Origin of the sequence: Neisseria bergeri, assembly GCA_003044455.1 — a bacterium.
Taxonomy (GTDB): domain Bacteria; phylum Pseudomonadota; class Gammaproteobacteria; order Burkholderiales; family Neisseriaceae; genus Neisseria; species Neisseria bergeri.
The window spans coordinates 61272-78781 of sequence record POWY01000003.1; the positions used below are offsets into that span (position 1 = coordinate 61272).

General features: G+C 53.1%; 20 protein-coding genes, 1 tRNA gene and 3 pseudogenes. 11 read left to right on the forward strand and 13 right to left on the reverse strand.

Features of this window, described 5'->3' with window-relative positions; all coding sequences use genetic code 11:
- Nucleotides 1–55 precede the first annotated feature (55 nt).
- From pyrE to DBY86_RS04635, 4 genes are all read left to right on the forward strand, one after another.
- Nucleotides 56–697: an orotate phosphoribosyltransferase gene (gene pyrE / locus DBY86_RS04620; protein ID WP_107819089.1), complete on the forward strand. Its 642-nt coding sequence runs from the start codon at nt 56–58 to the stop codon at nt 695–697.
- A 73-nt stretch (nt 698–770) separates the two neighbouring features.
- Nucleotides 771–1208, forward strand: a complete 438-nt coding sequence (locus tag DBY86_RS04625; RefSeq protein WP_107819090.1) for an MJ0042-type zinc finger domain-containing protein — start codon at nt 771–773, stop codon at nt 1206–1208.
- Nucleotides 1205–2515 carry an amino-acid N-acetyltransferase gene (argA, locus tag DBY86_RS04630; RefSeq protein ID WP_107819091.1) on the forward strand — a complete coding sequence of 437 codons (1311 nt, stop codon included), beginning with the start codon at nt 1205–1207 and terminating at the stop codon, nt 2513–2515. The genes DBY86_RS04625 and argA overlap by 4 nt, the downstream gene beginning before the upstream one ends.
- A 95-nt stretch (nt 2516–2610) precedes the next feature.
- A complete protein-coding gene (locus DBY86_RS04635; RefSeq protein ID WP_107819092.1) occupies nt 2611–4626 on the forward strand; it encodes a prolyl oligopeptidase family serine peptidase in 2016 nt (671 codons plus the stop codon).
- Nucleotides 4627–4739: 113 nt separating this feature from the next.
- Here the strand turns inward: DBY86_RS04635 and DBY86_RS04640 are convergent.
- The 5 genes and pseudogenes from DBY86_RS04640 to dndC all read right to left on the reverse strand — a co-directional run.
- Nucleotides 4740–4925, reverse strand: a pseudogene (locus DBY86_RS04640) (helix-turn-helix domain-containing protein); the annotation flags it as partial.
- A 219-nt stretch (nt 4926–5144) separates the two neighbouring features.
- Nucleotides 5145–6731 carry an FtsK/SpoIIIE domain-containing protein gene (locus tag DBY86_RS04645; protein WP_107819093.1) on the reverse strand — a complete coding sequence of 529 codons (1587 nt, stop codon included), beginning with the start codon at nt 6729–6731 and terminating at the stop codon, nt 5145–5147.
- A gap of 13 nt (nt 6732–6744) precedes the next feature.
- Nucleotides 6745–8790 carry an AAA family ATPase gene (locus DBY86_RS04650; RefSeq protein WP_107819094.1) on the reverse strand — a complete coding sequence of 682 codons (2046 nt, stop codon included), beginning with the start codon at nt 8788–8790 and terminating at the stop codon, nt 6745–6747.
- 2 nt (nt 8791–8792) lie between these two features.
- On the reverse strand, nt 8793–9011 hold the full coding sequence (locus DBY86_RS04655) for a DNA modification system-associated small protein (protein ID WP_107819095.1): 219 nt from the start codon (nt 9009–9011) through the stop codon (nt 8793–8795).
- A complete protein-coding gene (gene dndC, locus DBY86_RS04660) occupies nt 8980–10125 on the reverse strand; it encodes a DNA phosphorothioation system sulfurtransferase DndC (RefSeq protein ID WP_107819096.1) in 1146 nt (381 codons plus the stop codon). Before dndC ends, DBY86_RS04655 begins: the two co-directional genes overlap by 32 nt.
- Nucleotides 10126–10191: 66 nt before the next feature.
- Here dndC and DBY86_RS04665 point away from each other — a divergent pair, with 66 nt between their 5' ends.
- Both DBY86_RS04665 and DBY86_RS04670 read left to right on the forward strand, forming a co-directional pair.
- Nucleotides 10192–10443, forward strand: coding sequence for a helix-turn-helix domain-containing protein (locus tag DBY86_RS04665; protein WP_107819097.1), 252 nt, complete (start codon nt 10192–10194; stop codon nt 10441–10443).
- Entirely contained in the window at nt 10440–10664 is a 225-nt protein-coding gene (locus DBY86_RS04670) for a hypothetical protein (RefSeq protein ID WP_107819098.1), read from the forward strand. Before DBY86_RS04665 ends, DBY86_RS04670 begins: the two co-directional genes overlap by 4 nt.
- 72 nt (nt 10665–10736) lie before the next feature.
- Here the strand turns inward: DBY86_RS04670 and DBY86_RS04675 are convergent, their stop codons facing one another.
- From DBY86_RS04675 to DBY86_RS04685, 3 genes are all read right to left on the reverse strand, one after another.
- Nucleotides 10737–11060: a rhodanese-like domain-containing protein gene (locus tag DBY86_RS04675; protein ID WP_107819099.1), complete on the reverse strand. Its 324-nt coding sequence runs from the start codon at nt 11058–11060 to the stop codon at nt 10737–10739.
- Between the two features lie 76 nt (nt 11061–11136).
- Nucleotides 11137–11793, reverse strand: a complete 657-nt coding sequence (locus tag DBY86_RS04680; RefSeq protein WP_107819100.1) for a protein-L-isoaspartate O-methyltransferase family protein — start codon at nt 11791–11793, stop codon at nt 11137–11139.
- Nucleotides 11794–11895: 102 nt separating this feature from the next.
- Nucleotides 11896–12423 (reverse strand): GAF domain-containing protein, encoded by a 528-nt coding sequence (locus DBY86_RS04685; protein ID WP_107819101.1) that lies wholly within the window; start codon nt 12421–12423, stop codon nt 11896–11898.
- 160 nt (nt 12424–12583) lie between these two features.
- Between DBY86_RS04685 and tpiA the strand changes: the two genes are divergently transcribed.
- The 5 genes from tpiA (at nt 12584) to DBY86_RS04710 (ending at nt 15261) form a co-directional block, all read left to right on the forward strand.
- A complete protein-coding gene (gene tpiA, locus DBY86_RS04690; protein ID WP_107819102.1) occupies nt 12584–13357 on the forward strand; it encodes a triose-phosphate isomerase in 774 nt (257 codons plus the stop codon).
- A 6-nt stretch (nt 13358–13363) separates the two neighbouring features.
- Entirely contained in the window at nt 13364–13714 is a 351-nt protein-coding gene (gene secG, locus DBY86_RS04695; RefSeq protein ID WP_107819103.1) for a preprotein translocase subunit SecG, read from the forward strand.
- A gap of 13 nt (nt 13715–13727) precedes the next feature.
- Nucleotides 13728–13813, forward strand: a tRNA-Leu gene (locus tag DBY86_RS04700).
- Between the two features lie 765 nt (nt 13814–14578).
- The gene (locus DBY86_RS04705) at nt 14579–14941 is read left to right on the forward strand and encodes a type II toxin-antitoxin system RelE/ParE family toxin (protein ID WP_107819104.1); all 363 of its coding nucleotides are present in this window, start codon (nt 14579–14581) and stop codon (nt 14939–14941) included.
- A gap of 2 nt (nt 14942–14943) precedes the next feature.
- A complete protein-coding gene (locus DBY86_RS04710) occupies nt 14944–15261 on the forward strand; it encodes a helix-turn-helix domain-containing protein (protein ID WP_107819105.1) in 318 nt (105 codons plus the stop codon).
- A 122-nt stretch (nt 15262–15383) separates the two neighbouring features.
- On the opposite strand, the gene DBY86_RS13310 is transcribed toward DBY86_RS04710, so the two are convergent.
- The 5 genes and pseudogenes from DBY86_RS13310 to DBY86_RS04730 form a co-directional block, all read right to left on the reverse strand.
- Nucleotides 15384–15554, reverse strand: coding sequence for a hypothetical protein (locus tag DBY86_RS13310; protein WP_199901049.1), 171 nt, complete (start codon nt 15552–15554; stop codon nt 15384–15386).
- A gap of 36 nt (nt 15555–15590) precedes the next feature.
- Nucleotides 15591–16325 (reverse strand): M48 family metallopeptidase, encoded by a 735-nt coding sequence (locus DBY86_RS04720; RefSeq protein ID WP_234403385.1) that lies wholly within the window; start codon nt 16323–16325, stop codon nt 15591–15593.
- A gap of 214 nt (nt 16326–16539) precedes the next feature.
- Nucleotides 16540–16722 (reverse strand): leucyl-tRNA synthetase, encoded by a 183-nt coding sequence (locus DBY86_RS13635; protein WP_234403386.1) that lies wholly within the window; start codon nt 16720–16722, stop codon nt 16540–16542.
- Nucleotides 16646–16810 (reverse strand): annotated as a pseudogene (locus tag DBY86_RS14105) (DNA adenine methylase); the annotation flags it as partial. The gene DBY86_RS13635 and the pseudogene DBY86_RS14105, both read right to left, overlap by 77 nt.
- Nucleotides 16783–17480: pseudogene (locus DBY86_RS04730) on the reverse strand (DpnI domain-containing protein). The pseudogenes DBY86_RS04730 and DBY86_RS14105, both read right to left, overlap by 28 nt.
- Between the last annotated feature and the right edge of the window lie 30 nt (nt 17481–17510).

The window sequence follows — 17510 nt, forward strand, 5'->3', positions numbered from 1 at the left end:
CCGCACGGGGCGGTAGAATCGCAACTGCGTCCCAATATCTGACAGAAAGCACAAAATGACCGATTTCCGCCAAGATTTCCTCAAATTCTCCCTCGCCCAAAATGTTTTGAAATTCGGCGAATTTACCACCAAAGCCGGACGGCGGTCGCCCTATTTCTTCAACGCCGGACTCTTCAACGACGGCGCATCCACGCTGCAACTGGCAAAATTTTACGCGCAGTCCATCATCGCAAGCGGCATCGGGTTCGATATGCTGTTCGGCCCCGCCTACAAAGGCATTATTTTGGCGGCGGCAACCGCGATGATGCTGGCGGAAAAAGGCGTGAACGTCCCGTTTGCCTACAACCGCAAAGAAGCCAAAGACCACGGCGAAGGCGGCGTGTTGGTCGGTGCGCCGCTTAAAGGGCGCGTGCTGATTATCGACGACGTGATTTCCGCCGGCACATCCGTACGCGAATCGATCAAACTGATTGAAGCGGAGGGTGCAACCCCCGCCGGCGTCGCCATCGCGCTCGACCGTATGGAAAAAGGCACGGGTGAATTGTCCGCCGTTCAGGAAGTGGAAAAACAATACGGCCTGCCCGTCGCCCCCATCGCCAGCCTGAACGATTTGTTTATCCTGTTGCAAAACAACCCCGAATTCGGACAGTTCCTCGAACCCGTCCGAACCTACCGTCGGCAGTACGGCGTAGAATAAAAACAAAGCATATGCCGTCTGAACCGCCTTACGCCTCAGACGGCATCAAACCTGACACACACGAGGAAATACCATGCCCGCCTGTTTCTGTCCGCACTGCAAAACCCGCCTTTGGGTCAAAGAAACCCAGCTCAATGTCGCCCAAGGCTTCGTCGTCTGCCAAAAATGCGAAGGGCTGTTTAAAGCCAAAGACCATCTGGCAAGCACGAAAGAACCCATATTCAACGATTTGCCCGAAGCTGTTTCGGATGTCAAACTCGTCCACCGCATCGGCACGCACGCCATCGGCAAAAAACAGATTTCCCGCGACGAAATCGCCGGCATCCTCAACGGCGGCACAACCCTGCACGATATTCCGCCCGCAACCGCCGCTGCCGCGCCTGCTGCCGCACCGCAGGTTACCGTACCGCCCGCCGTGCCCGCCCGTCAGGAAGGGTTCAACTGGACGGTTGCAACCCTGTTTGCCCTTATCGTCCTCATTATGCAGCTTTCCTACCTCTTCATCCTATGAACGCGCCCGACAGCTTTGTCGCCCACTTCCGCGAAGCCGCCCCCTACATCCGCCAAATGCGTGGCACGACACTGGTCGCCGGCATAGACGGCCGCCTGCTCGAAGGCGGCACTTTGCACAACCTCGCCGCCGACATCGGGCTGTTGTCGCAACTGGGCATCCGCCTCGTCCTCATCCACGGCGCGGACCACTTCCTCGACAGCCTCGCCGCCGCGCAAGGCCGCACGCCGCATTATTGCCGGGGTTTGCGCGTTACTGGCGAAACCTCGCTCGGACAGGCGCAGCAGTTTGCCGGCACCGTCCGCAGCCGTTTTGAAGCCGCATTGTGCGGCAGCGTTTCCGGATTCGCGCGCGCGCCTTCCGTCCCGCTCGTATCGGGCAACTTCCTGACCGCCCGTCCGATAGGCGTGATTGACGGAACCGATATGGAATACGCGGGCGTTATCCGCAAAACCGACACCGCCGCCCTCCGTTTCCAACTCGACGCGGGCAATATCGTTTGGCTGCCGCCGCTCGGGCATTCCTACGGCGGCAAAACCTTCCATCTCGATATGCTTCAAACCGCCGCTTCCGTCGCCGTCTCGCTTCAGGCCGAAAAACTCGTTTACCTGACCCTTTCAGACGGCATTGCCCGCCCCGACGGCACGCTCGCCGAAACCCTCTCGGCACAGGAAGCGCAATCGCTGGCGGAACACGCCGGCGGCGAAACGCGACGGCTGATTTCGTCCGCCGTTGCCGCGCTCGAAGGCGGCGTGCACCGCGTCCAAATCCTCAACGGGGCCGCCGACGGCAGCCTGCTGCAAGAACTCTTTACCCGCAACGGCATCGGCACATCCATTGCCAAAGAAGCCTTCGTCTCCATCCGTCAGGCGCACAGCGGCGACATCCCGCACATCGCCGCCCTCATCCGCCCGCTGGAAGAACAGGGCATCCTGCTGCACCGCAGCCGCGAATACCTCGAAAACCACATTTCCGAATTTTCCATCCTCGAACACGACGGCAACCTGTACGGTTGCGCCGCCCTGAAAACCTTTGCCGAAGCCGATTGCGGCGAAATCGCCTGCCTTGCCGTCTCGCCGCAGGCACAGGACGGCGGCTACGGCGAACGCCTGCTTGCCCACATCATCGATAAGGCGCGCAGTATGGACATAAGCAGGCTGTTCGCACTGTCCACAAATACCGGCGAATGGTTTGCCGAACGCGGCTTTCAGACGGCATCGGAAGACGAGTTGCCCGAAACGCGGCGCAAAGACTACCGCAGCAACGGACGGAACTCGCATATTCTGGTGCGTCGCCTGCACCGCTGACCGCAACGGAAAGCCGCCGCAGAAATGCCGTCCGAACCCCGTTTCAGACGGCATTTCCCCGATGACAAAGACCTGCCCGACCCTCAAGGACTCCGATGAAATCCTACCCCGACCCCTACCGCCATTTTGAAAACCTCGATTCCGCCGAAACGCAAAACTTCGCTGCTGAAGCGAATGCCGAAACGCGTGCGCGTTTTTTGGAAAACGACAAAGCACGCGAATTGTCTGACGGCATTTTGGCGCAGATGCAGGACACACGGCAGATTCCGTTTTGTCAGGAACACCGCGCGCGGATGTACCATTTTCATCAGGATGCGGAATATCCGAAGGGCGTGTACCGCGTATGTACCGCGGCGACTTACCGTTCCGGCTATCCTGAGTGGAAAATCCTGTTTTCAGTGGCGGATTTCGACGAGCTGCTCTGCGATGATGTGTATTTGGGCGGCGTGTCGCACTTGGTGGAAAAGCCCAACCGCGCGTTATTAACACTGAGCAAATCGGGCGGCGATACGGCGTACACGCTGGAAGTGGACTTGGAAGCAGGAAAGTTGGTAGAAGGCGGGTTTCACTTTCCGGCAGGCAAAAACCATGTGTCGTGGCGCGATGAAAACAGCGTGTGGGTGTGTCCGGCTTGGGACGAACGCCAGTTGACCGAATCGGGCTATCCGCGCGAAGTATGGCTGGTGGAGCGCGGCAAAAGTTTCGAGGAAAGCCTGCCGGTGTATCAAATTGCTGAAGACGGCATGATGGTGAACGCGTGGCGTTACCTCGATCCGCAGGGTTCGCCGATTGATTTGATTGAAGCGTCTGACGGTTTTTACACCAAAACCTATTTGCAGGTCTCAGCCGAAGGCGAAGCGAAACCGTTAAACCTGCCCAACGATTGCGACGTGGTCGGCTATCTGGCGGGGCACCTGTTGCTGACCTTGCGTAAAGACTGGCACCGCGCGAACCAAAGCTATCCGAGCGGCGCGTTGGTGGCGGTGAAGCTGAATCGGGGCGAACTCGGGGCGGCGCAGCTTTTGTTTGCGCCCGATGAAACGCAGGCATTGGAAAGCGTGGAAACGACCAAGCGTTTTGTGGTGGCGAGCCTGCTGGAAAACGTACAAGGCTGTCTGAAAGCGTGGCGCTTTGCCGGCGGCAAATGGCAGGAAGTCGAACTGCCGCGCCTGCCTTCGGGCGCGTTGGAAATGACCGACCAACCGTGGGGCGGCGATGTGGTTTACCTTGCCGCCAGCGATTTTACCACGCCGCTGACGCTGTTTGCGCTGGATTTGAACGTGATGGAACTGACCGTCATGCGCCGCCAGCCGCAGCAGTTTGTTTCAGACGGCATCGAAGTGCGGCAGTTTTGGGCGACTTCGGCCGACGGCGAGCGCATCCCTTATTTCCACGTCGGCAAAAACGCCGCGCCCGACACGCCGACGCTGGTTTATGCCTACGGCGGTTTCGGCGTACCCGAGTTGCCGCATTATCTGGGCAACATCGGCAAATACTGGTTGGAAGAGGGCAACGCCTTCGTGTTGGCGAACATACGCGGCGGCGGTGAGTTCGGCCCGCGCTGGCATCAGGCGGCGCAGGGAATCAGCAAACACAAAAGCGTCGATGATTTGCTTGCCGTCGTGCGCGATTTGTCCGAACGCGGCATGAGTTCGCCCAAACACATCGGTTTGCAGGGCGGCAGCAACGGCGGCCTGATTACCGCCGCCGCCTTCGTGCGCGAACCGCAAAGCATCGGCGCGCTGGTGTGCGAAGTGCCGCTGACCGACATGATCCGTTATCCGCTGCTGTCCGCCGGCGCAAGCTGGACGGACGAATACGGCAATCCGCAGAAATACGAAGTCTGCAAACGCTGGCTGGGCGAATTGTCGCCGTATCACAATCTTTCAGACGGCATCGATTATCCGCCCGCACTCATTACCACCAGCCTCAGCGACGACCGCGTCCATCCCGCCCACGCGCTCAAGTTCTACGCCAAACTGCGCGAAACCTCGGCGCAATCTTGGCTCTACTCGCCTGACGGCGGCGGCCATACCGGCAACGGCACGCAGCGCAAATCCGCCGACGAACTCGCCTGCGTACTGCTGTTTTTGAAAGAGTTTTTGGGGTAAGGGCGGGTAGCGACACTGCTGCCGCGAATGAAAAAAGGTCGTCTGAAACTGCTTTTTCAGACGACCTTTTTTAATGGTTGTTTCAAATCAAAATATCTATGCCGCCGGCCCCATCAGCACTTCTTCACATCCGAAGGCAAAAATCCGTAATGCCGTCTGAACGCTTCATTGAACCGTCCCGCGTGGCGGTAGCCGCAAAAGTGCATGGCGGCTTGGACGGTGCTGCCCGATTCGATGAGGGCGAGCGCGTGTTCCAGCCGCAGGCGGCGCAGGCGTCCGGCGACGGTTTCGCCGGTTTGGCGATCATGGCTTGCGCGGTTTGCCGGAAGAAGGTGCTCATGGGAAACCCCCTAAATGTCTTGGTGGGAATTTAGGGGATTTTGGGGAATTTTGCAAAGGTCTCATTTGGTCATAAAAAACTGCACCTTGTGAGTTTTTTGGGGGGGAATCCAACTTTTGGGGTGCAGTTCAAAGTTCTCAGATGGTCTGTTAGACTATGCAAAGGATGGTTGAACAAATTATACGTTATACCCGTGCAGAAACCGTGCCACTCCATTGTTCCATTTGACCAGGTGGTCGCCTTTGGTCGTCAGGTTTTCAGCACCGCGCTCGCCCAAGATAATCTCGGAAGACTGGCGTTTGCCTGTTTTCAGTGCGATTTTGGTCGGCAGATTGTCGCGAAAGCGGCCGCTGAGTGTTTTCGCATCGGGGCGTTGCGTTGCCAACAGCAGATACATTCCTGCGGAGCGCGCTTTTTTTGCCAGCCGTACCAAATGCCCTTCCGCTTCACTGCTGACATCGATAAGGTCGGCCAGTTCGTCAATCACGATAACAATATATTTCGGGCGGACGGGCTGCGGGACTTCCGCAATATCCTTCGCACCGTATTCGTCCATCAGACGGTATCGTTTATCCATCTCGTCAGTAAAAAACGACAATATTTCAGCAGCTTCTCCCACATCGCTGACTATGCGCCCCTGCCATAAATTCGGACGGTCTTTGAAGGCGGCGAAATCCGCAGAAACTTTGCAATAACACACGGCAATCTCCGTTTCATCCTGCGGGGCGAGTTCGAACAGGGAAGCCAGCATCGAGCGCGCCAGTACCGATTTTCCCGCCCCCGTTTCCCCACCCACCATCACATGCGGCGCGGTGGCGAAATCTTGAAATACGGGTTCGCCGCGTTCGTCCAAGCCGATACACACGGGCAGTTTGAACTGCCGTGCCGATGCGCGGTATTGCTGCAAGGCCGTCTGAAACTCATCTTGCCCATATTGCCGCCAGGTATCTTGCGGACGCAGGATGTTGATGTGCCAGGTGTTGGCTTCGCCGCGTATGCGTCCGCAGCGCATTTCGTCATCGCCGATGCCTAATTCGGAGCAGATTTGGCTGTGATATTTTTCCAAATCCACATAGCGGTCGAACTGCACGCGCAGGCAGTCGTAGCGCACGCCGCCGTATTCCGGCTGTATCGTACCGCCTTTGCCGACTGTTTTGTCCAGTGCTGTTTTGAGTTTGGTGCAGGCTGCATCGAGTGTCCCGACATTTTCTGCGTGAAGGCCGTCTGAAAAAGAATTCCCCCCCGTGCTGTGCCGTCCGATGCTGTTTTTAACGGCCAATTCGGCCAATTCGTTCAAAAAGGTCTGCCGTTGTGCCAAATCGTCATCGGGTTTGAATTGTCTGCAACATTCCCAAAACGCATGCAAACCAAGCGCGCCGGTATGCCACAGGTCGGCAATCAGTTTGTACAGATCATCTTTTCCCGCCGGTTTTCCTTGCCTGATGTGGAACAGGGTCTCGCTCAGCAGAGCGAGCCACAGCCGCGAATGGTCTTGAAAGCAGGTTTGGAAAGAAGGGATGTCGATGCCTTTGGTATCGGGGGCGGCAGTCAAATTTTCCGGCCGGCGAGCCCATCCTTTGGCAAAGCAATAGCCGATACAGAGTGCCGCCCAGTCGTAGTTGTTGTCCAAATGCGGCAGCGCACCTGCGTGGGTGAGTTTTTCGCGTATGGTTTTGGCTTCACTGCTGGAAATAATGTGTTTGTCGCTAATCAGGGTATGGAAATAGTCGGAATCCCACCGGCGGTTGTCTGGCAGCAGATACATATTGTTCCTTTAATTATTCAAAATAAACATCGGCGGTTACGCGTGAAGATGCGCCCGCGCTGTCCAACGATTCGGCCTCCACCAGATAGGTGCGGCCGATGTGCGGGTCGAGGCGGCGGTACACTTCGGGAGTAATTTCGGTGTCCTGCGACAGCAAAATCACCTGCTGTTCCAGCCCGCTCCAATGCTTGAACAAACCTTCGCGGTGGCCTTCGTCCAAGCGCGCCAGCGGGGTATCGATCATGAATGGGGCGGGATAACGGGTAACTTCCGCCAATGCCGACACCAGCGACATAATCAGAATCTGCATTTGGCCGGCCGACAAATCGACCTGCGCTTCCCTGCCGTCACGACCATAAAGCCCCATCCTGCCGTCGGCTTCGATGCTGATTTTGTGGATGCGGTCATCGTGTGCAATGGCGAGGTTGATGCGGGTAGCGGTTTCACCGATTTCACCCGCCTTCTGCCGCATTAGCGCCTCGGTCAATGCGGCAATGACTTTTTCTACCTGTCCCGCACGGCGCGACTTTACCATCTGCGGGTTGCTGTCGCTGATTTTGTCTTGCAGTTTGCTGACTTCGTCCTTCTTGCGCCGGCATTCTTTTTCTTTTTCCAACACGTTGCTTTTCAGGCTGCCCGAACGTTCTTTAAATATATCGGCCTGCTTGTTCGCCTGTTTGAGCTGTTCCACCAGTTCGTCCTTGTTACTGCCTTTGAGCAGTTCCAACTCTTCCAAAACGTGTTTTTGTTCGCGCCGCCGCTGTTCGATATCGGCCAGCAGGCTGCCTATCCTGCCTTGCAGCATACCCTGTAGGCGGCTGATTTCGTTTTGGATTTCGGCATGGGCGTTTTTCGAGAGATAGTTGTGCTCGATAGTTTCGGCGCAATCTTCAGGCAACGGGTAAAATAATTCGTTCCAGCATTCGGCCACCGCTTCCTTCATCAGCGGATCTTCCAAAATGGCGCAAGCCGAACGCCCCAATACTTCTTTAACTTTGCCGCTGCCGACAAACGCGCTCCAAAAATCGTTTACCCGTCCCGCAATCTGCTCCCTGCCGGCTTCGTGGTGCAGGCGGTTGGCTTCGCGTTCGAGTTTGATTTTTAGCGCGTTCAGGCCGTCTGAAGGCAGGAAGGCCAGCGGCATGGCTTTAACCGCCGCTTTGACCTTCGCATTGAAATCGTCCATTTCCTTCTCCAGCCGTTCCCGCTGCATCAGCAAATCCTGCGAAGTGCGGATGTCGCTGCCGCCGCCGATCTGCTGTTGCAGCCTGCTCCTTTCCGCATCCCAATGCGCCCATTCCTGTTGTACTTTTTCCCATTCTTCACGGAATACATCATATTGCGCTTGGGCAGAAGTCAATGCGCTTTCGGCTTTGTCCAAGTCTTCCTGCATCTTTTTGCCCGCGTTTTCGGAAATGCAGCGTTTGCGGTAATCGCCAAGGCTGTCTGCAAGCCGTGTCAGCAGGGTTACGCCCAACAGGCCTTTCAGGGCGTTGTTGAGCCACATGCCCGTGCCGCTGCGTTCGGCAGCCTGCACGATTTTTTCGCCGTCAAAAAAGAAAAACGGCGCATAATCGAACGGCAGGGCGTAAGTGTTGAGATATTTGTCCAATTCGGCAAAATCGACGGGCAGGTAGCGGTCGTCAACCAGCACGTCTGCCCGTGTTTCGGTGCTTTCGCGTTCAAACTGCCTTTTCTCATTGAAATGCCATTTCCGACGGATTTTCAGGCCGCAAATCTTACCTTGCCGCCGTTGGCGGATTTCAATTTCCAGCTCGATACGGTATCGGCCGTATTGCGGCACGGCTTTGTGATGCAGGGCAGCCTGCAAGAAATTCGGGTAATTGACATCTTTGCTGTTCAAGCCTGCCCGCTGCAAATGGCTGACCGCGTCCGCGTCATACAGGCACAGGTAAACCGCTTCCAACAAAGTGGTTTTGCCATGCCCGTTCATCGCGCCGATTAAAACAATGTTCTGCCCGTTTTTCGGTTCGGGAAAGGAAAATGCCGCTTCTTGGTAGGATTTGAAATTAAGCAGCCTGATTGAATGTATCCACATATTCAGCCCCAATATTTCCTGTTTTCAAAAACTTCATCGAATACATCGGTCATACCGCGTTTGCGGATCCGTTCCTGTTGTTCGCGCTCCCATGCCGCCAAATCGGCCAGCACATCGGGCGATACACCGTGCCCGGCAGCAATTTCCTCCATCAGGTTTCGGGCATTTTTATCACTCCACAGCAGCAAATCAGCCACCTGTTCCTGTGTTTCCGTCTTCATTTTTATTCCTTGAGTAAGTGTTAATCAGGTCTTCCGTCCAAATCTGCTTGATTAGGTCGATTTCGTCCTGCGAAATCAGTTCTTCGCCGAAAGCAGCCTGCACTTCCAGCAGCTTCGCCAGCATTTCCTGCCGCGCCGCGATGGTGAATGGGCCGGGGATGTGTTTTCCACCTTTGAACGTGAGTTTTCCGTTGCGCCGTTCGGCCTGGCGGTATTCGGGTTTGTTGCGGATGTCTACCAGCCAGTCGCGGTATTCAATTAACGGTGCAAATTCGGTTTTCCCCGCATCCACAAATCCTTGCAGGCTTCTATCTTTATTGACCACCGTACACGTCCAACAGCCGAAACGGCTGGAATTGGTGCCGCAACCGGGGGCTTCTTCCTGCGACAGTACAATCGGGCATTCGCCGCCGGCAGCTTCGCGGTAGAGCTTGATTAAGTCGTTGTGTGTGCCGCCCCAGGGAGGGTCGTTGGCAGCAAGGAATTCCCACACGTCGTCGGTACTCAAATCGGCAATTGGTCGGTACACCAACGCGTTTTTCAAATCGCCGTGCGGGGTCAGATTGCTGTTTTCCAAGTTTTGGTGGCTTTCAATACTGGCCTTGCGGGTGGCAGATTCGTCTTTGCGTACGCCCAGTACAATGATGGCTTTGCCGTTTTCGTTTACTTTTTGCAGGATGTAGCCGCTGGTGGGTTGGATTTTCAGGCGGTCGGTACACCAGCGCATCGAGCGGTTGGGCGTGGGGTAGCCTTTGCCGATGAGTAGCGTCCAAAACGTGTCCTGCAATTTCGGCACGGTGATTTCACCGCTGACGGGCAGCCTGAAAATTTCGGCGGCGCGCAGAATTTCTGCCAATGCACTGCGCATGTGTTTCACCACCAGCGGGCTTTCCACCAGCGTATCGTTAGAAACGAAGAACACCTGCCGCGTCCGCAGCATCGGCGGCAGCGAAAGCAGCATATCAAATACCAAATGGGCGACAAGGGTGCTGTCCTTGCCACCTGAAAAGGTAACAATCCAAGGATAGTGTTGTGTTTCGCTCAAATATTCTTCAGCGATGTTTTGGCGTATAGCGTCGAACGGGTTGGCAGAATATATGGGTATTACGGTCATTTTATGAATATTTCTTATTTGCACCTAAAACAGGTTCAGGCGTGATTGTACCTAGAATCGGAGCGCATGGGAAATATTCGTTTGTCGGTACACTCTGTCGAACACACCTATTTGCGACAACTCCTTATCCGCAGAAGATTGGATTTGGGGTTGTCGCAGCGCGCATTGGCGGAACGGATGAATGTGGTGCATTCGTTCGTGGGAAAGGTGGAAACTGGGGACAGGCGGCTGGATATATTTGAATTTATCGAATACTGTCGAGCTTTGGATTGGGATACGTCTGAGGTAGTTCGGGGTTTGCAGGAGGGCTCGGTATGACGGATTTACCGGTCTTGTTGAAATATGCAGAACAATTTCGAGGGCTGCATACCAATTTTACTTATGCGCAAAAGCAGTCACCGCACAAATTTATTTTGCTGTACAGCCTGTGTCTTCTATATGCTTCAGGTAGTTTGAGAACAGAGCAGATTAAATTTTCTGACGAATTGTTAATTGAATGGCAGATGGAGACCTTTGCAAAATTCCCCAAAATCCCCTAAATTCCCACCAAGACATTGAGGGGATTTTGGGGAATTTTGCAAAGGTCTCAGCCTTTTATTTATAAAACGGATTCAATACCGCATCATTTTGCTGTCCACCTGCATTGCCCACGCGTCGATGCCGCCCTGAAGGTTGTACAGGTTTTCAAAACCCGCGTCCGCCAGATACATCGCCGTATGCAGGCTGCGGATGCCATGATGGCAATACACCACAAGCGGCACATCATCCGGCAGCTCGTTTTGCCGCAGCGGAATCAGATTCATCGGGATATGCAGCGCATTTGGCAGCGAACAAACCGCCGTTTCCTCATCTGTACGCACGTCCAACAGTCGGAACGCCCGTCCCTCATCCATCCAAATTTTCAGCGCCAACGGCGAGAGTTGTACAATATCCATCGGGCTTCCTTTCCCCAATCAAGCAAAATGCCGTCTGAAACGCAATCTGCTTTCAGACGGCATCGCAATCCGAACATCAAAAATTAAAACTATCGAAAGGATGGGCATCCTTATCGTCCAAATGCGCCACCAAAGTATCGAACAGCGCCTTCTCTTCAAACGTATCGCCCCTGCGCGTAATCAAAAGCGCGCGCTGCACCGGCTTGTGTCCGACGATAACCGCCATACGCCCCCCGTCTTTCAACTGTTGTTTCAACACTTCAGGCACAAGGTTTACCGCGCCGCCGACATAAACCGCATCAAAAGGCGCGCCCGCAGAAGGTTCGGTCAACCCGTTGTTTTGCACATAATCGATATTGTCCAAACCCAAACCGTCCAACACTGCTTTGGCGCGGTTTTGCTGTTCCGCATCGAGGTCGTCCGACACCACCCTGCCCGCCAGCTTCGCCAACAGCGCGGCAGCATAGCCCGATCCCGTGCCGATTTCCAAAACCGTATCGTTTTTCGTCAGCTTCAAACCCTGCGCCAACCGCGCCACGACTTTCGGCTCGAGCATCTTATGCCCGTTGGCAAGCGGCAGCTCCGTATCCGCATACGCCAAACCCTGCAAGTCCTCATCGACAAAAAGCTCGCGCGGAATCTCCGCCAAAGCATCCAAAACATCAAAATCCAATACATCCCAAGGACGAATTTGCTGTTCGACCATATTGAACCGCGCTTTTTCAAAATCCATTTAGTGCTCCGTCAAATAATTGTTTCAACAATGGCAGGCATTATAAAACCACACTCCCGCCGCGCCAACTTCGGTACGCGAAGCCCACCCGTTTTGCCAGTCTCAAGCCGCCTGACGCGAAGCCTCAAACCGCTTCTCCAAAATCTTCGCCAGTTTTCCCAAATACAACGCATCCTCCTCATCAAACTGCGCCAAATGTTCGCTGTCCGCGTCCAACACGCCGATACAGCGGCCGTCTGAAAACAGCGGAACCACAATTTCCGAACGCGACAAAGACGAACAGGCAATATGGTCGGGATGCGCGTTCACATCCTTAACAACCGCCGTTTCACCCTTCGCCCAAGCCTGACCGCACACCCCGCGACCGAACGGAATCCGCGTACACGCCAAAGGCCCCTGAAACGGTGCCAAAACCAATTCGTCCGTACGCGTATCGACCAAATAAAAACCCACCCAAAACCAGCCGAACGCCTCCTTCAAAACCGCCGCCGTGTTCGCCAAATTCGCCACCCAATCCGCCTCGTCCGCCACCACAGACTCAATCTGCGGCAACACCTCACGATAAAGCGCGGCCTTGTCCGAAGCCGAAAAATGAAGCGCGTGCATCACATCTCCTATATTTGTATACATATCAGGCGGCCATTATAAAACAACCTGCCCGAAACAACATTCCAAACCGCTCCCGCAGCCGCCCGCTCTCAAGTTGCGAACCCGCCGCATATCCACTAAACTTCACATTGCAACGCGCCACACGCGGCAGACAGAAAAAACACGACACGGAGCAAAAAAGATGTATCACCAAATCGGAATGTGGGATCAAAAATGGGTCATCGGCAACTGGAAAATGAACGGCCGGCTCCAAAACAACAACGCACTGATGCACCGCTTCCGCATCCTCCCCACCGCCGAACGCGTCCTCATCGGACTCGCCGCCCCGACCGTTTACCTGCTGCAACTGCACAACGCCATGCAAATCGTCTTAAACAACCGCATCCTCACCTGCGCCCAAGACGTGAGCCGCTTCCCCAACAACGGCGCATACACCGGCGAAGTGTCCGCCGAAATGCTCGCCGACATCGGCACAGACATCGTCCTCATCGGCCACTCCGAGCGCAGCCTTTATTTCGGCGAGAAAAACGAAATCCAACGCCGCAAAATGGAAAACGTCCTCAACGTCGGACTCATCCCATTATTGTGCGTCGGCGAAAGCCTCGAAGAGCGCGAAGCCGGCAAAGAACACGAAGTCATCGCCCACCAACTCTCCGTTTTGCAAGGACTCGATACCAAAAACATCGCCGTCGCCTACGAACCCGTTTGGGCAATCGGCACCGGCAAAGTCGCCACCGTCGAACAGATTGCCGATATGCACGCATTCATCTACAAAGAAATCTTGTCTTTGTGCGGAAGCGATGTTAAAATCCGCGTCCTTTACGGCGGAAGTGTGAAGGCGGACAACGCAGCCGACATCTTCGCAGTACCTTATGTGGACGGCGCACTCGTCGGCGGCGCGTCATTGTCGTACGACTCCTTTACCGCCATCATCAGTGCCGCACAAAATGCGTAGAAAAATATGGAAGCCTTCAAAACCCTTATTTGGATTATTAATATCATTTCCGCCTTGGCCGTCATCGTGTTAGTATTGCTCCAACACGGCAAAGGTGCGGATGCTGGCGCGACCTTCGGATCGGGAAGCGGCAGCGCGCAAGGCGTATTCGGCTCGGCGGGCAACGCCAACTTCCTCAGCCGTTCGACCGCCGTTGCAGCAACATTTTTCTTTGCAACCTGCATGGCTATGGTGTATATTCACACCCACACGACAAAACACGGTTTGGACTTCAGCAACGTGCGTCAAACACAGCAAGCACCCAAACCCGTAAACAATACCGAACCTTCTGCCCCTGTTCCTCAGCAGCAGAAATAACAGTTTTTCAAATGCCGACATGGTGAAATTGGTAGACACGCTATCTTGAGGGGGTAGTGGCCGTAGGCTGTGCGAGTTCAAATCTCGCTGTCGGCACCAACACACAAAAACGCCTGAAATTTTCAGGCGTTTTTTTCGTTCAATGCCGTTTAACGCCGTAAACCAAAGCCAATCAATACAAGGATTTCAGGCTGATTGTTATCCTGCCGTCCCCCTTCCTGACGGTGCAATCCCGTCCAATCCGCCCTAATTGAACTAACCTGATTTTTTACGGTATCCGAAAAATACCGCAAAAATAAAGCTGAACGACCGCCAAATCAGAAATGCCAAGCGGAAAAGAGCTTGCGGGGAATACTGACGAACCGTAAGTAATAAGGGGGAAACCGTCCAAGATGCAGAGCGGTTTTTTTGGTTCTCGGGAAACCCCTATATAGAAATGCACTACCCTTACCCGTTACCGCCGTTACTGAAAGATATTATAAAAATAAGTATATGAAATAAAATAATAAAAAAATCGGTAACGATTACGGTAACAAGTAGTAACGGATTGGTAATGGATTTTGCGTGTTTGCGGTTTTTTGCCGTCTTGGCGGTGGGAGCGCAGTGGGACAGAAAGCCGAAACGAACGGAAATACGCCAATTTTTGGTAGGAAAGGTGGTTAAACCGTTTGGGAATATTACGCGGCGAAACGCGCTAAAAACTGAAATTTGAGCCATTGGCGGCGGTTGGTTAAAAAACAGGCAGATTAGCCGCCGGTGCTTCAGACGGCATAAATGGAGAAATTGCAAGGCATAAAAAAGGCGGCTTGCCGCCTTACCTGTCTTTGGTATAATCCCCAGTATCACTAAGTAAACGGTTGCACAATGCGGATATTCAAAAACCAATGGATAGTGAAATTTGCCAAGAAACATAAAATCAGTGATTCCGAGCTGCTGGAAGCGGTAGAGCGGGCGGATAACGGACTGACAGATGCAGACCTTGGCGGCGGCGTGATTAAGCAGCGCATAGCACGGCAAGGGCAAGGCAGAAGCGGCGGTTATCGCAGCCTGATACTGTTCAAACAGGCAGATAGGGCATTTTTCGTTTATGCCTTTGCCAAGAACGATCGTGAAAACATTTCAGATAAAGAACTGGCAGCACTGAAAGACTTGGCACGGTATGCCACCAAGTGCAACAAGCAGGAGCTTGAAGCCCTGATTATCAAAATGGATTTACAGGAGATTTGAAAATGGAACGGAAATATAAAAGCGAGCTAAGCGGCGTAATCCACGAAATGGCAACCGCATTGCACGACATCGGCGCAATCGACAAAAAAACTATGCGCGGCTTTAACAAGTCCTGCCTGACTGAAATCAGACCCTTGAGTGGCGAAGACATCAAGGCAATCAGGGAGAAGGAGGCACTATCGCAAGCCGCTTTCGCCATCTATCTCAACGTGGGGAAAAACCACGTTTCGGCTTGGGAGAGGGGCGTTAAAAAGCCAAGCGGCGCGGCGTTGAAGCTGCTGACCATCGTCAAAAACAAGGGCATCGAAGCCATTGCGTAACCGGCTTGGCAAACGGCAAAATCAGCAAGTTCACAATAGACGCGCTGCTGAATATGCCTGCCAAGACAGGCAAGACCGCCGAACTGAATATCAGGGCATAGCCGCACAAATGCCCGACCGCATCAAACCAAGCCGAAACGGCGGCGGTGCAGACGGCATAGCCCGACAGCAAGGCACGGGGATTTTTTTGCGCCCGCATCGGGGGAATCGGGGGCGCGGGCTTGAAGGCAAAACGGGTGGGGCGCAGAACTGTTTAAATGCCGTCTGAATCTCAAACGGATTTCAGACGGCATTTTGAAACAACGGCTCAAATTCTCGATTTCCTTCCCTTACCGCCGACGTTTTTTATTAACGCGCCCCCTATTTCTGACACTTTGCTCATAAACCGGCATAACGGTCGGCAACAACCGTTTTAGATTTTCTATACGGGCATTGTTTGTCGGATGAGTAGAGGTAATAGCATAAATAAAGCCGTTTTGGTCGTTTTCCTGATTCATTTTTTCCCAAACCCTGACAGCAGCCGCCGGATGATAGCCTGCCTGCGCCATCAACATCATTCCCCCCTCATCGGCTTCTTCTTCCAAGCTGCGGCTATAAGGCAAGGTAAGACCGTACGTCCCCAAAATATCCATACCCAATCCGACCAATTCCGGATTAGTGTCCGGTTTTTTGTCTAATATAATCTGCGTGCCTATCTGCGCCGCCGTATTGGTCAAGATTTGCTGCCCGACCTTATTTTTACCGTGTTCATGCAGGGCGTGCGTCATTTCATGCCCCATAATGGCGGCAATTTCGTCATCGGTCAGCTTGAGTTTGTCGACTATCCCCGTATAAAACGCCATTTTCCCGCCGGGCATCGCCCACGCGTTCAGCTCATCGTTTTTGAAAACCGTCATTTTCCAGTCAAACTTATGGCCGGTATTATTTGCCGCATCGGCATAAGGCAGCATACGTCGAAATACTGCCTGCACCCTGCGGGCTGTTCTGGATGTGGTATCGACATTGCCGGCAGACTTGTTTAACTCAACCGTTTTCATATAATCTTTGGCAGCCGCAGCGTTCATTGTGGCGGAATCATGACCGTAAACATCAGCAACGACCGCACAACCTCCCAATATCGAAATGACTGCCGACAGGCAGACTATCCGTTTAAAGGAAGGAAGGAAGGAAATTTCATATTAGGCTTATCCCTTAAAAAATTAAATTTAAAAAATGCCGTCTGAATCCAAAACGGATTTCGGACGGCATCTTAACATTATTTAATGTTTTAAAAAAGATTTACACCGCAATGCCCGTCCTCCTTTCCGGTACTGCGATGATTTTCTTGGCATGCTTGCCTTCTATGAATTTCACTTCACCTTCGGAGGCGGACGGTTTGTCGAAATCAATCATAAATTGCCAATAATTCCCCGACTTTTTTACGGCTGCGCCCCTTTGCAGCGATATTGCGTTGTACTTCATTTGTTTTCAGAATGGCAGAAGAATAAATATCCCTTTCAAATTCAGTATCATGATTTGAAATCAAAACGCCTTGGGAGTTAGGCGCAATTTATTGATTTTTTGTAAAGTCCGCGACCAATAAATTCGATCGTATTTTGGTCGCGCAAGATTTGCAACTGTTGGCGGATTTTGTCTTTGATATGGTTGTTTTGGGGAAATTGGATGGATAGTTTGTTTTCAAATTCATACATTTGCGACAATGTGAATTCTTCGGGGAGTTGATCGATACATTTCATAACAGCCAAAAGCCAGCCTTTGTGCTCCGCATTTTGGTTGCGTAAAAACAGGTTGGATTGCCATTTTTTCAGAACGGTTTCGGGTTCGATAATGCGGGAATCGTCTATTAAGAATATTTTTCCGCTTTCAGGCAAAGGGGCGAGATTGATGGAACACATAATGTGGTGCGGCCGGTTTTTAATGCCTTTATTTCTGGGAATAATCATATCCGGCGTGATGAAATGTTTGGGTACAAGCACCAATTGCCGTATGGAGTAATCCGCTTTTTTATATGCAAGAAAGAAAAAATTGGGGTTGGTATCTGACCGGATGCGCTCCAACATGGTGTGATATGCACCGTCAGGCACACTGTTACCTATAGTTTTTTGATTTTTACTCTTTAATTCATATTGCTCGTGGCAGTTTGGACAAAAGAGGTCTGCAACAGGTTTGTTATATGAGTTATCCACAGGGTGTTTTCTATTATCAGTTAATCTGTTCATTCAAACCTAGTATGTAGGATAAAAGAAAGG

Coding starts and splice junctions, on each gene's coding strand:
- DBY86_RS04685 (WP_107819101.1), bottom strand. CDS start 12,423: ATGTATACAAATATAGGAGATGTGATGCACGCGCTTCATTTTTCGGCT.
- DBY86_RS04670 (WP_107819098.1), top strand. CDS start 10,440: ATGACGGATTTACCGGTCTTGTTGAAATATGCAGAACAATTTCGAGGG.
- pyrE (WP_107819089.1), top strand. CDS start 56: ATGACCGATTTCCGCCAAGATTTCCTCAAATTCTCCCTCGCCCAAAAT.
- tpiA (WP_107819102.1), top strand. CDS start 12,584: ATGTATCACCAAATCGGAATGTGGGATCAAAAATGGGTCATCGGCAAC.
- DBY86_RS04625 (WP_107819090.1), top strand. CDS start 771: ATGCCCGCCTGTTTCTGTCCGCACTGCAAAACCCGCCTTTGGGTCAAA.
- DBY86_RS13635 (WP_234403386.1), bottom strand. CDS start 16,722: ATGAAGTACAACGCAATATCGCTGCAAAGGGGCGCAGCCGTAAAAAAG.
- DBY86_RS04635 (WP_107819092.1), top strand. CDS start 2,611: ATGAAATCCTACCCCGACCCCTACCGCCATTTTGAAAACCTCGATTCC.
- DBY86_RS04655 (WP_107819095.1), bottom strand. CDS start 9,011: ATGAAGACGGAAACACAGGAACAGGTGGCTGATTTGCTGCTGTGGAGT.
- DBY86_RS04650 (WP_107819094.1), bottom strand. CDS start 8,790: ATGTGGATACATTCAATCAGGCTGCTTAATTTCAAATCCTACCAAGAA.
- DBY86_RS04675 (WP_107819099.1), bottom strand. CDS start 11,060: ATGGATATTGTACAACTCTCGCCGTTGGCGCTGAAAATTTGGATGGAT.
- DBY86_RS04705 (WP_107819104.1), top strand. CDS start 14,579: ATGCGGATATTCAAAAACCAATGGATAGTGAAATTTGCCAAGAAACAT.
- argA (WP_107819091.1), top strand. CDS start 1,205: ATGAACGCGCCCGACAGCTTTGTCGCCCACTTCCGCGAAGCCGCCCCC.
- DBY86_RS04665 (WP_107819097.1), top strand. CDS start 10,192: ATGGGAAATATTCGTTTGTCGGTACACTCTGTCGAACACACCTATTTG.
- DBY86_RS13310 (WP_199901049.1), bottom strand. CDS start 15,554: ATGCCGTCTGAAATCCGTTTGAGATTCAGACGGCATTTAAACAGTTCT.
- DBY86_RS04645 (WP_107819093.1), bottom strand. CDS start 6,731: ATGTATCTGCTGCCAGACAACCGCCGGTGGGATTCCGACTATTTCCAT.
- dndC (WP_107819096.1), bottom strand. CDS start 10,125: ATGACCGTAATACCCATATATTCTGCCAACCCGTTCGACGCTATACGC.
- secG (WP_107819103.1), top strand. CDS start 13,364: ATGGAAGCCTTCAAAACCCTTATTTGGATTATTAATATCATTTCCGCC.
- DBY86_RS04680 (WP_107819100.1), bottom strand. CDS start 11,793: ATGGATTTTGAAAAAGCGCGGTTCAATATGGTCGAACAGCAAATTCGT.
- DBY86_RS04710 (WP_107819105.1), top strand. CDS start 14,944: ATGGAACGGAAATATAAAAGCGAGCTAAGCGGCGTAATCCACGAAATG.
- DBY86_RS04720 (WP_234403385.1), bottom strand. CDS start 16,325: ATGAACGCTGCGGCTGCCAAAGATTATATGAAAACGGTTGAGTTAAAC.